Genomic DNA, 13,835 nt, shown 5'->3' on the forward strand with positions numbered 1-13,835 from the left:
CCCGTAGGCGGGCTGCTCATAGCTGTTCCGCGGGTCGCTCCTCGCGCTGCCGTCACCTGCCGCCTGAACCGACCGGTCAGAGGGCCCAGGTCAGTCGGGCATCACGGCCAGGGACCAGCACCAGCCGGCGAGCTCGCGGGCGATGGCGACGTTCGCGATCGTGGACCGCTTCTTGCGTGCGGTGAAGTGCTGCCATTTGTGATGCAGGCGCCGGTTGCCGTCGTCGCCGCGGGATACGGCAAGGCTGGGCGCGGCAGCCCACCGGGCCTGCATCACCGCTCCGGGCCGATAGGGCTTGCGGTGATGCCAAGCCGCCTCGACCAGCAGGCGTCGGGCGTGAGTGTTGCCGGTCTTGGTGATCGAGCCCTGGGAGCGTGACTGTCCGGAGGAGTGCTCTGAGGGCACCAGTCCGACGAACGCTCCGATGCTGGATCCCGTGAAGCGCTCCCAGTTGCCGATCTCCACCGCGAGGCCGAACCCGGTCAAGGTCGAGATCCCGCGCAGGCACCCCAGTCGTCGCACCACGGGCGCGTAGTCACTGGTGGTGGCCATCTGCTGAATGATCGCGTCGAGTCGGTCTTTGCGGGCGCGCACCTGCTGCACTGCTTCGTAGTCGGCATCGAACGCGGCCTGCAGTCCGGGATGGTCGAACCTCTGCCGGCGAAGCCAGGCATCATGCGCGCCGGTCCACGCCTGCTTGCCGTCATAGATGATCCCGTGGCGCAGCAGCAGCTTCGAGAGCCGATGCCGTGCCGCCATCAGCTCACCCCGATTGTCTTCCCGGGCTCGCACCAAGTCGCGTGCGGTTTCCTGCTCGATCGTGGGCACGGCAACCGCGACGATCTCCCCCAACCTCAGCAGCCTGGCCAAATGCAACGCGTCCCTGGCATCGGTCTTGACCCGATCCCCGACCGGGCGCTGCAACTTCGACGGCGCCGCCACGAGGCACTCGATGCCGGCGGCGGTGAATAGGCGGGCCAGAGCGAACCCGGTCGGCCCGGCCTCATAGGTCACTGCTGCCGGCTGCGGCAGGCTCCGCACCCACTCCAGCACTGCCGCAGGGTCGTAGCCGAAACGGTGACGGATCACCTCACCGGTGTCCTCATCGATCGCGCATGCCACAACGCTGCGGGCGTGCACGTCCAGACCGACGCTCGTACGCTGGATTCTCAACTGGGGCCTCCATTCGCCTGGTGGATAGGCCAGCCCTCAACAGCTGGCAACCCACGAATACGCGAATCGAGGCCCCAGCCTCAAGAACCGGACCGAAGACCCATATCGTCTAGCCCGGACCCGCCGCCCAGCCCTGCCGTGGGCAGTCCGGCCCTGCCGTGCCAGCAGGCTCGGCATGTCTGCGTTCCACGCGGCGCCGCTACCCGGCCTGGGCGCCGAGGGCGCGCTCGAGCACCCGAGTCTTGCGGGGTGCGGGGACGGGACGTTGTTCGGGGTCGAGAGACCGGGGTGGCACGACTGCGAGCTCGCCGTCGACCCGGGTGATGCCCCAGTCGTTGTTGTGCAGCAGCAGGTGGTGATGTCGGCAGAGCAGCACTCCGTTGTCGACGTCGGTGGGACCGCCCTGCTGCCAGGGGATGATGTGGTGCGCTTCTGCCCAGGAGGGTGGCCGATCGCAGCCGGGGAAGCGGCAGCCGCCGTCGCGCGCGGCGAGGACCAGGCGCTGGCGGCCTGTGAACAAGCGGGTGCGACGCCCGAGCGACAGCACCTCGCCCGCATCGGTGACGACGATGGGCGTGACGCCCGCCTCGCACGCGTGCCGCTCGGCGGTGGTGATGCTGATGGGCTCTGTCTGGCCTTCGAGGCGGGCGATACCGCGGCCCTCGCGGAGGTCCCGCTCGGCGACGATGACCTGGACGGCGGGAGGTCGGGCTCCGAGCAGGTCGGTGGGCGCGACGCCTCCGCCCAGTCGAAGCAACTCGACGAGCGTGTCGGCGGCGATCTGCTCGGTCGTGCGGGTGTCATCGACGAGCCGCTCCGCTCGTTCCACGTCGGCGGTGCTCACGAAGCGCGGCCCGCCCCGCCGCGGTGAGGTCGCGGCGTCGATCGCGGACGTGACGAGTGCCGCGGACTCTGGGTCGAGCAGCCCGGAGAGTCGGGTCATGCCGTCGGGCTGCCGCGAGAGGTAGAGGTAGCGCCGGTCGCGCAGGGCCTGCTCGCGCTCGGCGACGCGACTCGCGTCTGCCTCTGCATCGAGCTCGGCGCGGGCGTATCGTGCTCGGGCGGCGAGCTGCTCGACCGTGCAGGTCGGGGCTTCGGCCACGAGCCGCTCGGCGGCCACGGCCAGTTGTTCCGCGGTCACGCCGCCGCTGTCGCCCTCATCAGGGCTCTCGCCGGCGCGCGACTGCACCGAGCCGTCTCCCGAGGCGTCGCCCGAGGCGTCGGGCGCGCTCGGCTCGCCGAGCCCGGCGCGGATGGCGTCGGCGGCGGCGAGCGACAGTCGCGCTGCGGCGACGGCCGCTGAGACCGACGCGAGCCACGGCTTGCCCAGACGCGCATCACCTGGGTCGGCAGCGCTCGAGTCGTCGGGGGAGGGGAGCGGAGCATCCTGATCAGAGGCGGGAGGCGGAGGCGTCGCCATGAGGGTGCCGACGCGCACCATGGCGGTCGCGTCACGGGCGGTCGCGCCGGTGAGGCGTTGGACGAGGCGTTCGGGGGTGCGGACTCCGAGACGGTGGGCGAGGCCCTCGCCGCCCAGGTCGCGGCGCGAGCGGTGGGCGATCTCGGCGGCGACCGTGGCGGCGGCGGTATCGACGCGGCGCCCGATCTCGGCGAGTGTGCGCTGCTGGGCGATGAGGTCGTCATCGGTCAGGTCTGACACGGTCGGGGGCGCGAACGCGCGCGACACATCGATGAGCGATGTGTGCAGTGCGTTCGAATCTGACATGTCAATAGTCTCCAGCAGTATCGAACACCAGTCCAGAGGGCGAGCAATACTCGTGGATAGGTTTTCGCAAGCGGCGCCTATGGAGGAGCGGCGGGACGGTGGAGCGGTACGAGAGGGCGGGCGGCGAGGGCCCGGTGCCGGGTGGGGCGCGAGTGCGCGGAGCGGGCGAGAGGGAGACCCAGACGAACGAGAGTGGGGCCGACAAGAGCGGGAGAGAGCGACACGAATCAGAACGGAGCCGAGGCCAAAGAAAGGACACCCGCCTCGCTCCGCTCACCCCTGCCAGAATCTCCTCATGGCCCCGACCTCCGCGCCGACACACGCCCTCGCGCGCCTGCTCGCGATCGCCGCCTACACCCTCCTACCCCTCGCCAGCGTGCTCGCCCTCGGCTGGGACTGGCGCGAGGTGATCATCCTGTACTGGCTGGAGAACCTGACGCTCGGCGCCGCGATGGTGATCCGCCTGCTGCGCACGCGCGGCGACCCCGGCCCCGAGCCGATGATCATCAACGACCGCCGCGTCGCCCAGACTCCAAAGACGATCGGCTGGCTCGCGCGCTTCTTCGTCCTCCACTACGGCCTGTTCACCCTCGTGCACGGCGTTTTCGTGTTCCTCATCGCGGCAGGCGTCTTCAGCGGCATTGCGACGACGACCAGCGCCACCAGCATGGCAGCCACCGCAGCCGCCGAGACCGGACTGGCCGGGGTCGATGGGCCGGGCATCCTCATCATCTGGATCATCGCCGGCATCGCCCAGCTGCTGATCGCCGCCCGCGGCCCCCTGCCCGCCCGCCGCGGCACCGCCCTCATGATGAGCGCCTACCCGCGCATCATCGTGCTGCATCTGGGCGTCATCGGCGGTGCGATTCTCATCGCCGAATCCGGATGGCCCCCCATCGCGGCCGTCCTCCTGATCGCGCTGCATGGCATCGTCGATGCATTCGGGTGGATGCTCAGCGCACGCCGCGCGAACCGCCCGGGCTCGGGGCCCACCGTGTCGATACGCCTCGGCTGAGAGTCGCGCACACCGCCCCGCACACTGCCCCCCTCCCCGCACCGCAGCGAACCCTGCCCCGCACCCGACCCCCGCCGACCCCGAATAGGATTGACCCCATGGCGCGCGCAGAACTCATGGACTTCGACAAGGCACTCGAGATGTTCGAGCCGGTGCTCGGCTTCGAGGTGCACGTCGAGCTGAGCACCCGCACGAAGATGTTCTCCGACGCCCCCAACCCGGCGCTGAGCGACAACACCATTACTGAGCCCAACACCGCGATCACCCCCGTGTGCCTCGGCCTGCCCGGCAGCCTCCCGGTCGTCAACGAGCAGGCGGTGCGCTTCGCGATCTCGCTCGGCCTCGCGCTGGGCTGCCAGATCGCCCCGAGCAGCACGTTCAGCCGCAAGAACTACTTCTACCCGGATCTGGCGAAGAACTACCAGATCAGCCAGTACGACGAGCCGATCGCCTTCGAGGGCTCCGTCGAGGTCGAGCTGGAGGACGGCACGCTCGTGCAGGTGCCCATCGAGCGCGCCCACATGGAGGAGGATGCCGGCAAGCTCACGCACGTCGGCGGCTCGACGGGCCGCATCCAGGGCGCCGAGTCTTCGCTCGTCGACTACAACCGCGCCGGCGTGCCGCTCGTGGAGATCGTGACGAAGCCGATCTACGGGGCCGAGCACGGCGCGCCCGAGATCGCGAAGGCGTACGTGAGCACGATCCGCGACATGGTGCGCGCGCTGGGCATCAGCGAGGCGCGCATGGAGCGGGGCAACCTGCGCTGCGATGCGAATGTGTCGCTGCGGCCGCGCGGGCAGGTTGAGCTGGGCATCCGCACGGAGACCAAGAACGTCAACTCGTTCCGCTCTGTGGAGCGGGCGGTGCGCTACGAGATTCAGCGCCAGGCGGCGATTCTGGCGAAGGGCGGCTCGATTCAACAGGAGACCCGCCACTGGCATGAGGATACGGGCGTGACGTCGGCGGGCCGCGTGAAGAGCGACGCCGACGACTACCGCTACTTCCCGGAGCCGGACCTGCTGCCGGTCGTGCCGACGCAGGCCCTGATCGATTCTTTGCGGGATGCCCTGCCGGAGCCCCCCGCGGCCCGACGCCGCCGCCTGCGCGAGGAGTGGGGTTTCACCGATCTGGAGTTTCGCGACGTCGTCAACAGCGGCCTGCTCGTGGAGGTCACCGACACGGTCGCGGCGGGCGCGTCACCGCAGCAGGCCCGCAAGTGGTGGACGGGCGAGATCGCCCGCATCGCGAACGCTCGGGATGCTGAACCGGCGTCGCTCATCACCGCGGCCCACGTGGCGGAGATCGTGCAGCTCGTCGAGTCGGGTGCGCTCACCGACCGGCTTGCCCGGCAGGCGCTGGAGGGTGTCATCGAGGGGGAGGGCACCCCCGCCGAGGTCGTGGAGTCGCGCGGGCTCACGGTCGTCTCGGACGACGGTGCTCTCATCGCCGCGGTCGATGCGGCGCTCGCGCAGCAGCCCGACGTGCTGGAGAAGATCCGCGACGGCAAGGTGCAGGCCGCCGGCGCCGTCATCGGTGCGGTGATGAAGTCGATGGGCGGGAAAGCGGATGCGGCGCGCGTGCGCGAGCTCGTGCTGGAGCGAGCTCAGGCGTAGCGCACACCATGTCTGCCCTGGACTCGCTCCCGACCTTCGTCGTAACGACGCTCGTGGCGGGGACGGGTGTGGGGGCGGCGGTGCCGCTGGTCCACCGCGTCGTGACGTCTGGCCCGGCCAGTGTGCTCGACGGGTGGGCCATGACAATGGCAGGCCTCCTACTCTTGTACGGCGCCATGCTCGGACTGTTTCTCGCAGGAAGCGCAGCGGCCGGAGCTGTAACTCTCGGCCTCCTCGCCGGACGGCCGCGATGGTCCTGGATGCGTCCGATCGCTCCTTTCGTGGGTGCCAATGTGGCGTTGATGTGGGTGCCCTTCTTGACGTTCATGTGGTGGGAGTCTCTCCTCTTCATGCTCATTCCGTCGGTGACCGTCGGGGTCACGGCGTGGCTACCGTGGCGGGGTGGTTTCATGAGTGCTCGTGCCGTCGCGAGCGTTCGGCAGGATCAGGACGCCACGCGCCTCGTCGGGACGGTGCGGGCGGAGTGATCATCTGCGGCGGCTTCAGCGACAGCGATCAGGCCGGGTTCGTCTACCCGGCGACAGTGCTCGCCGACCTCGGTGGGCTGGGCTGTGACCTGCTGGGAACGGCGTACCTCGGCTCTGACGTCGGTTCGCGCCCGTGACTCAGAAGCAGGACGGGAAGCGGCCCGTCTCGCTACCGCTCCTTCTCTTCTCCGTCGTGTTCTTGGTTGGCATGAGCGCGATCTTCCTGTGGGGACCTCTCTCGCCGAGGTTCGACGACTCCAGAGTCTTCATGGGCGTGTTCTTCGCTATCGCGGCGCTCGTCGTCGTGGTGGTGTCTGTGCGCGGCGTCAACCCGGAGGGCGCGTATGCGCAGAGGCACGCTGACCTGCAGGCCGCACTGGCGCTGGGTGTCGGCGAACCGGCTGTGCTCTTCGCTGGCATTCTCACGACGAAAGACTCTGCGGAGCGCACTGTCGAGGGTCTGCGGGCTCTGCGCCGCCCGTGGCCAGCCAGCGTCTTGTGTGCTGTGGGGCCCTCGGGAGTGATGCTCGGGCGCCCTGGTCGTCGTGGCCCGCGGACGGTGACTCTCGCCAAGACCGGAGACGTTGTTCGGTTCAGGCGGGGCGGAGCCGGAGGCTTCTTCCTCCGGCCTCGAAGCGACTCCACTCCGCGGCTGCGCATCGACATCGAGCGCGCGGGAGGTACCGACACTGTCGTGCTCGACCAACTCGTCAGTCCCACGCGCCCGCTTGAGGTGCGCGACGAGTCAGAGGTCGCGATGCTGCTCGACCAGATCGCGCAGGCGCAGTCTCGGGATTGAGCGCTCTTCGATTTGACGTGTAGCCCGCATCACCGAGGCGGGCCCGGCCGTAGTGGAGGAGCGTGGACGCCCGCATCGCGAACGCGCGGGATGCTGAACCGGCGTCGCTCATCACGCCCGCCCACGTGGCCGAGATGGCGCAGCTCGTCGAGTCGGGTGCGCTCACCGACCGGCTGGCGCGGCGGTCAAGTCCCTGGTAGTGGTGTAACGGCTGATCCTTCGCTTTATGCGCTGAGCGCGATGAAGGTATCGGCGACCACCTCGCTTTCGATGTCGGGCACCACGCGCATGCGGGAGCGGGCCAGAACCTCCAGTCCCAGGTAGCGGCGCCCCTCGGCCCACTCGTCGGTCTGCTCGGCCAGGACGCCGCCGACCAGGCGGATGATCGCGTCGCGGTTGGGGAAGATGCCGACGGAGTCGGTGCGGCGGCGGATCTCGCGGTTGAGGCGCTCGTTGGGATTGTTCGACCAGATCTGTGACCAGACGTCTTTGGGGAAGTCGGTGAAGGCGAGGATGTCGGCCCTGGCGGTATCGAGGTGCTCGGCGACCGCGGGTAGCTTCTCGGTCACGTAGTCCAGGGTGCGATCGAACTGAGCGTGGACGTCTGAGGCGGTGGGTTGGTCATAGACGGAGTGCAGCATCGCTTTCACCGCCGGCCACATGCTCTTCGGGCTCACGCTCATCAGGTTCGCCGCGTAGTGGGTGCGGCAGCGTTGCCAGGTCGCACCGGGCAGGTTCGCCGCGATCGCGTCTTTCAGCCCGGCGTGAGCGTCACTGGTGACCAGCTGGACCCCGGTCAGGCCGCGGGCGACCAGGTCGGCGAAGAACGCATTCCACGCCGACCCGGTCTCAGCTGTCGCTGTCTGCACCCCCAGGACTTCGCGGCGGCCGTCGCCGTTGACGCCGGTGGCGATCAGCACGACCGTGTTCACCACCCGGCCGCCCTCGCGAACCTTCATCGTGAGAGCGTCGGCTGCGACGAAGGTGAACGGGCCTGCCTCCAAAAGCGATCGGTGCCGGAACTGGTTCACGTGCTCGTCGAGCTCGGCCGCCATCCGGGAGACCTGCGACTTCGACAGGGCGTGAATGCCGAGCGTCTTCACGAGTTTGTCCATCCGACGAGTGGACACCCCGGCGAGGTAGCAGTCGGCGATCACGGTGATCAGAGCCGCCTCGGACCGTTTGCGGCGCTCCAGCAACCACTCGGGGAAGTAGGTGCCCGATCGTAGTTTCGGGATCGCGACATCGATCGTGCCAGCCCGAGTATCGAGGTCTCGGTGGCGGTAGCCGTTGCGGTGAGTGACACGGTCAAGGCTCGGCTGACCCCATTCGGCGCCGACCACGGCGTCGGCGTCGGCGGACAGGAGGGCGTTGATTATGGTTTGCAGCAGGTGTCGCATCAAATCGGGCGACGCGTCGCTGAGGGCTTCACCGAGCACCGTTGCAGGGTCGACAATGTGGGGAGCGGTCATCGTGTTGATGCCTTTCGAGTTGGGGTAAGAGACTTCTCGAAGGATCACACGGTGACCGCGTTCACGTCGTCACCGACGCGGTGGGCCACCGGGCGTTACACCACTATGCGGGACTCCACCGGCGCGGCAGGCGCTGGAGGGTGTCATCGAGGGGGAGGGCGCTCCCGCCGAGGTCATTGCGGCTCGCGGCCTGGAGGTCGTCTCGGACGACGGTGCTCTCATCGCCGCGGTCGATGCGGCGCTCGCCCAGCAGCCCGACGTGCTGGAGAAGATCCGCGACGGCAAGGTGCAGGCAGCCGGCGCCGTCATCGGTGCGGTGATGAAGTCGATGGGCGGCAAGGCCGATGCGGCTCGGGTGCGCGAATTCGTGCTGGAGCCCGAGCAGGTGGGAAAACTCCAGACCGCTTGCCCGGAGGGCGAGTCCGGAGCCTACCAATGCTGGATTCGGGACACTCTGAGCTTGGCATCGTCACTGGCGTCCGTAATGAGCAGAGTCCTGATCAAGACGATGCCAGGCCAAAGCAGTCCGACTCACCGAGGATCCGTGGACTACGAATGGATCGCGAACAGTCGAACGTACTCCTCTAGTGCGTCTGCGGGTAAAGGGTCCAATCTGAGGGATCGAAAACCGACCATTCGTGATCTGTCTTCGACCGTTCGATAGCCCACCTCGTCCTCCACCAGGCGGCGATCTCATCCACTTCGAGTGTCTGCCAGTCCAATTCGGCGTCGTCCCCGCGAAGCCAAGCCAGGGAGTTGCTGGCTAGTTCAGATACGAACACTTGGCGGTGAACACCGTGGACTCGCATGCCATGTGAGTTTAGGCCAAGCGACGACATGGCTTTTTGGATCACTTCCCGACGATTCCTGAAGCCACGACCCCATTTCTCGTGTCTTTGAGACTCTCCCAGCTCGGTGTCGGACATCGCGAAAGCGGCAAGTCGGTCATATATTGCTCCCGAGAGATGGAAGTCCCCGCTCCCCTTGGTGAATCCGACCGGCCGTAGGACCAGCGATCCGTCCATGCGCCTCACTCTGTTGTAGACCGAAGAGCGCCCAAGAGCAGAGGTGGTTGTGATCAGTGCGAGGTGAGCATCAGGATCTCGTTCGCTAATCAGTGTGGTTCGGTGGCCATACCGTTCTCGGAACGCATCGCTTAGAGTCCTCGACTGGAGAAGCGAAGCAAGTAGTTTCCCTCCGAGCAGGTGAGAGTAAGGAGGCACCGCTCCCAGGACGAAAGCGTCCATGACACTCGCTAGCTTTGTCATTCGTTGATCCCTGGACCAACCAATTTCCTTGTCTCGAACCCCTAGCGCGAACACGGGATCCGCCAGTCCGATTAGTCCAATGACTGCGTCTCCGTGTGCTTCATCAACAACCAGGGCCCTGATTCGACGACCGTAGCCCGACGAAACTGGAATCGTCCAATGGAGTGAGCACCACCTCCAGAGAAGAGCGTTCTCAGAGCGCCCGGTCGGAAGAATCTCCAATCGCGGCTTGATATCAGCCGGATTCAAGTCTGAACCCGCGCGTAGCCTCCTGGCGAAGCGAGTGTCTAGTTTGGCGAGTGCGCCATGAGCACGATCTCTTTGTGCTGCTACCGACTCTGCGTGGAGGTTGCGTACTGAGTCCTTGTCGGTGGAAACCGGCACGATCAGGCCACGATCGGTCAGCTTGAAGCCTTGATCCCGAAGATGCTGAAACAACGCCGAACGAAGCTCGTTGGCAACTTTCTCTCGACCGGCGACTACATTCTGAGCTATTGGGACGGCTTCCGCTGCATCCATCGGCCCTCCTTCTCGTCCTAGTCGCTATGCGATCAAGCTACTGGCCACCTTGGGGACGTCTACGCCCGCAGCGCGGTCAACTGCAGGTTGCGACCTCACTGCACCTCCGTGAGCTGACCCACACTAGACAGAAGGCTCGAAATGTCCTGCAAGCTACCGAGATGTAGCAAGTATATTTGGCCGACCCCGTGGGAGTAGCTCCTGCCGGCATACCGGGCAGGACCAAGAAGTTGAGCCTTCACATCCGACCGCATCTCGCAGAACAACGCGGTCGCCACGGTCTGCATCTTCGATCCGAATGGCAACACCGTCAGACGCTCGTGCCCGAAAGCATCCTGGTAGCATGACTCGAGACGTTGAAGTGTTTCTGCATAGTTCAAGGTTGACGTGACGTGGAAGTCCATCTCCGAGTTGCCTTCCACCGATGAGTGGATGTCCATCATCGCTGTCAGCCTCCACTCATCCTTCTTGCGCGGTGGTCGACCAGCGATGTAGGTGACCCGAGAGTGCGGAACATCAATATTGAACGCCGTGTCGATGTGGTCTAGTGCTGCTCTAGCGCGGTCCGCATTGAAACCGCAGACGACTACCGCTCGGTCTGGAACATGCTCGATGTGCTGCCCCGGGTACTCAACGGAGGGACTCACTTCCTCAGCGTCGAAGTCGAGACCTAGAGTCGATTCGCCTGGCTTTCGTGAGGCCTCGATGAGGGCTCGCGCCTCGCGATGAGTGGGGGCGTATTCGCCTGCCTCGGCATACGCGATCGTCAAGATCACCTGCAGCCGAGACGATCTCTGCAACTCGAACAGTGAGCGAAGGACGCGGAGGATGATGCGCCCAGATGCTCCGCTTATGTCGAGCAGGATTCTGACCACATCGTCCGCCGCACACGCCTCCGCGATCTCTTGCAGCTCGTTCCGAAGCTTCGGAGCGGCTATGCCGAACTCAACATGAATGACACGCTCTGAACACACTGACAGAGCTTCTTCAAGATCGTCGACCGTGCGGCGATTGTCTTCAATGTTGCTGGGGTAGTGAAGGAGCAACGTAGTTGCCACCCGAATGTGGCGCTGGGCAAGCCACTTAGGCACGGCCGCGGTGCGATCTTCGAAACCATTGACTGCGACACAAAGATCAAACTGCGGCAAGCCAGACTTCTCGACAGACTCGGCCGTAGCCAAGGGGGGCAGTTGGCCGATGACATCCGAGAGAGTGGTCTTATGAAAGCGCATCGAAGTCGCCTTCCCACAGGCCGGTATCCGGCTTCTTTCTGCGCTGAGCTTCCTGGACAGCGAGCATCTCGACAGGGCTCTGCAGGAACCACTGGAACTGGCCGGGTGCGATCTTCACTGCGTCGTTCTTGCCAAGGCCGGCACGAAACGCGGGCAGGTAGATCCGTCGAAAGTGCCAGCGCAACGACGTCACGTTGTCATGCCGACTTCGCCCAACGTCCATTTCAATGAACACTGCCCGCCTCAGCAGTTCCTGACTTAGTTCAAGCTCTTTTTCGCTAAGCTTTATGGTCGCATTCGAAGCGCTGTCGACTTCAATTCTGGGGACTTGAATCGGAACGATCTTGCCATGCTCTTTGATTCCCTTCCCCTTTCGGTACGCATTGCCAACAAACTTGCCATATGCGTTCGCGATTTCATACATCGACTTCCCCAACGGACGGTGGTAGACGACCGCGTGAAGAAGCTGCCGGCTCGTCTCACGGACTGCCTTGTCTTGGAGCGAAGAGGAAACGGTTGCGACGGTGTAGGGGCCGCTCATCGCGAGCATGCGCCTGTATAGAAACAGAAGAGTCGAAACATCGCCGGAACACAATTGTGATATGACGTCGACTCCGAAGTAGGCAGCGTTCTGTGAGCCTGCCTTTGTGAGAGCCGTATTCATCTCCTCGGTCGACGGGGAATTGCCGAGTAGATCTGCCGCAGTGCCCTGCCATTGTGCGGCTCGCAGCCGATTATTGAGAAAGTCCAGAGCAAACTGGCGGTTCGGCACCGTCGACTCACGCTTGAGATACTCGGCGCCACAATCGATTTCAATACGTTCTCGTGCTGGGTCTGCGGTTAGCTTGTTCCAAGTCGCTATGGCGCCGTACTTCTCGCTGCTCACCTTGAAGATGTGGCTCGAGCGGCGTTCCCAGACAATAGGCGAGAGGATCAGCTGAACTGCCTCCGTTATCCGATGTGTACTGAAGTCGTCGAGCAAGAACGCAATCGGGTGCGCGGAGAAGAACGGCAGAATCTTCTCGACCCGCGACGTTACGTCTGCGATAAGGGTTGCCGGTGCAATCGGCGCGGAAGTCGCGTTGTGCAGTCTCTGTTGCGATGCGAAAATCTCTTGCTCTACTCGTTCCCGCGCGGCGACCAAGGGTGAAGGGCTGAAGCGGACGGTGTGTTCGGACGGCAGGAACCGAACAACCATCTCGTGGATTTCTATCGCCTGGTCTTCTCCAAGTCCGAAGACTGACTCTGAGTCATGCCGCGCGGCAATCGCAATGAGGGTATTCAGCAATTCGAGCACATGGAGGAGGTTGAAATAGTGGACGATCTCGCCTTCGTGGCCGAGCGTATCCTCCGGCGTCCGAAAGTGACTAAATCGCGTTTGCAAGTCAGAGGTGCACGACACGTAGACGCCACTGATTCTCAAGGTATCGAGTGGGACTGGTGCTTGTTCTTGGCTGGCGTGCGCGCGCAGCGACAGCCACCTGAAGACCATACTCTTTCCGCACCCGCGAGGTCCAGTCAGCAAGATGGGGTCAGCACTCGCAACTGCGTCGACCCATGTCGTACGCGCAAAGAGCGTTAGGAGCAGTTCATCGCTGCTAATTTGCTCCGCACTGATGTATTCGAATGGGTTGGAGAGTCGTTGCCCCCGGTTCGTTGGCATCTGGGCTGCGGACATCGCGTCAAGGATTGCGCGTCGGATAGCCTCCCCGCTTCGCAGAGCTCGGTTGGCATCGTCTTCGACCATCATCTGGACAACGGGAAGCAGGGCGGCCAAGAAGCGCCTATCAGAAAGGCTGATGTCCCTTCGCCTTGCAACAATGTTGTGAAGACGAACTAAATGGCGTGCAACGTGGTCTACGTCGCTCACGCCTTTCGATGTTCGTTCGGCATGCTTGAGGCTTCCCGTATCCACAACCACGAGTTGGAATCGATCTTGGCCTGCCTGGCTGTATCCGGCTTCACCGGCTCGCGCCGGACGGAGCATCAGGTTTTTGGCATGCAGATCGTCGTGCGCCAGGTTGTTGCCCTCGAGTGCCTCCAGCGCGCTCGAGATTTGCCGTGCAAAGCTGACGATCGTACTTACAGATATCTGGCCGGCGTGCTCATTGCATAACTCGTCTAGTGTGATGGCATCATCGACCCATTCCTCAATGGAGACGATGAATCGTCGATCGGTCCCAGAAGGAACCCACTCGCCAGCGTCGGCCCACCTCGTAAACAGTGGTGACGGAAGTCTGCCTCTTCGCGCGGCCTCGGCGAAGACCGACTTGTCGACGTAGTCCTCTACCAGAGTCAGCTTCGCGGCATATTCTTGGCCGTATTCGTCTTTGACCTTCCAGACAACACCCTTGAAGCCGTGAGTGATGTACTCAACAGGGAGGTAGTCACGTCCGACGTGGAGTTTGCCGTCCTCAAATATTGCGGCCTTGCTGAGCAACTGGACAAGCTCGTCGTCGAGGTCGCCGATGCCTAGTTCACGAGGGGCACTCATTAGTCCTGTATACCGCATCACGGTAGGTGTCGCGTT

At 64.6% G+C, this 13,835-nt stretch carries 12 protein-coding genes and 1 pseudogene; 7 read left to right on the forward strand and 6 right to left on the reverse strand.

Annotated elements, in window-relative coordinates; translation table 11 throughout:
• Nucleotides 1–90: 90 nt before the first annotated feature.
• Both FK219_RS04335 and FK219_RS04340 read right to left on the reverse strand, forming a co-directional pair.
• Nucleotides 91–1,167, reverse strand: coding sequence for an IS110 family RNA-guided transposase (locus tag FK219_RS04335; protein ID WP_456238276.1), 1,077 nt, complete (start codon nt 1,165–1,167; stop codon nt 91–93).
• Between the two features lie 205 nt (nt 1,168–1,372).
• Nucleotides 1,373–2,899: an HNH endonuclease signature motif containing protein gene (locus FK219_RS04340; RefSeq protein ID WP_152583208.1), complete on the reverse strand. Its 1,527-nt coding sequence runs from the start codon at nt 2,897–2,899 to the stop codon at nt 1,373–1,375.
• 295 nt (nt 2,900–3,194) lie between these two features.
• Between FK219_RS04340 and FK219_RS04345 the strand changes: the two genes are divergently transcribed.
• The 6 genes from FK219_RS04345 (at nt 3,195) to FK219_RS04370 (ending at nt 7,014) form a co-directional block, all read left to right on the forward strand.
• Nucleotides 3,195–3,914 carry a DUF6498-containing protein gene (locus FK219_RS04345; protein WP_152583209.1) on the forward strand — a complete coding sequence of 240 codons (720 nt, stop codon included), beginning with the start codon at nt 3,195–3,197 and terminating at the stop codon, nt 3,912–3,914.
• Between the two features lie 98 nt (nt 3,915–4,012).
• On the forward strand, nt 4,013–5,527 hold the full coding sequence (gene gatB / locus FK219_RS04350; protein ID WP_152583210.1) for an Asp-tRNA(Asn)/Glu-tRNA(Gln) amidotransferase subunit GatB: 1,515 nt from the start codon (nt 4,013–4,015) through the stop codon (nt 5,525–5,527).
• Between the two features lie 8 nt (nt 5,528–5,535).
• Nucleotides 5,536–6,015 carry a hypothetical protein gene (locus tag FK219_RS04355; RefSeq protein WP_152583211.1) on the forward strand — a complete coding sequence of 160 codons (480 nt, stop codon included), beginning with the start codon at nt 5,536–5,538 and terminating at the stop codon, nt 6,013–6,015.
• Nucleotides 6,012–6,152 (forward strand): hypothetical protein, encoded by a 141-nt coding sequence (locus tag FK219_RS04360; RefSeq protein ID WP_165638044.1) that lies wholly within the window; start codon nt 6,012–6,014, stop codon nt 6,150–6,152. Before FK219_RS04355 ends, FK219_RS04360 begins: the two co-directional genes overlap by 4 nt.
• Nucleotides 6,149–6,814 (forward strand): hypothetical protein, encoded by a 666-nt coding sequence (locus tag FK219_RS04365; protein ID WP_152583212.1) that lies wholly within the window; start codon nt 6,149–6,151, stop codon nt 6,812–6,814. The genes FK219_RS04360 and FK219_RS04365 overlap by 4 nt, the downstream gene beginning before the upstream one ends.
• A gap of 62 nt (nt 6,815–6,876) precedes the next feature.
• Nucleotides 6,877–7,014: a hypothetical protein gene (locus tag FK219_RS04370; RefSeq protein WP_165638045.1), complete on the forward strand. Its 138-nt coding sequence runs from the start codon at nt 6,877–6,879 to the stop codon at nt 7,012–7,014.
• 24 nt (nt 7,015–7,038) lie between these two features.
• Here the strand turns inward: FK219_RS04370 and FK219_RS04375 are convergent, their stop codons facing one another.
• Complete coding sequence (locus tag FK219_RS04375; RefSeq protein ID WP_152583213.1) at nt 7,039–8,286, reverse strand: IS256 family transposase; 1,248 nt, start codon at nt 8,284–8,286, stop codon at nt 7,039–7,041.
• Between the two features lie 121 nt (nt 8,287–8,407).
• Between FK219_RS04375 and FK219_RS04380 the strand changes: the two are divergent.
• Nucleotides 8,408–8,662: pseudogene (locus FK219_RS04380) on the forward strand (Asp-tRNA(Asn)/Glu-tRNA(Gln) amidotransferase subunit GatB); the annotation flags it as partial.
• Between the two features lie 208 nt (nt 8,663–8,870).
• Here the strand turns inward: FK219_RS04380 and FK219_RS14230 are convergent.
• The 3 genes from FK219_RS14230 to FK219_RS04395 form a co-directional block, all read right to left on the reverse strand.
• Nucleotides 8,871–10,073: a Druantia anti-phage system protein DruA gene (locus FK219_RS14230; protein WP_152583214.1), complete on the reverse strand. Its 1,203-nt coding sequence runs from the start codon at nt 10,071–10,073 to the stop codon at nt 8,871–8,873.
• A gap of 95 nt (nt 10,074–10,168) precedes the next feature.
• Nucleotides 10,169–11,305: a hypothetical protein gene (locus tag FK219_RS04390; protein WP_152583215.1), complete on the reverse strand. Its 1,137-nt coding sequence runs from the start codon at nt 11,303–11,305 to the stop codon at nt 10,169–10,171.
• Nucleotides 11,292–13,799 (reverse strand): ORC-CDC6 family AAA ATPase, encoded by a 2,508-nt coding sequence (locus FK219_RS04395; protein WP_165638046.1) that lies wholly within the window; start codon nt 13,797–13,799, stop codon nt 11,292–11,294. The genes FK219_RS04390 and FK219_RS04395 overlap by 14 nt, the downstream gene beginning before the upstream one ends.
• Between the last annotated feature and the right edge of the window lie 36 nt (nt 13,800–13,835).

It is taken from the genome of Microcella pacifica (assembly GCF_009371975.2).
Classification (GTDB): Bacteria; Actinomycetota; Actinomycetes; order Actinomycetales; family Microbacteriaceae; genus Microcella; species Microcella pacifica.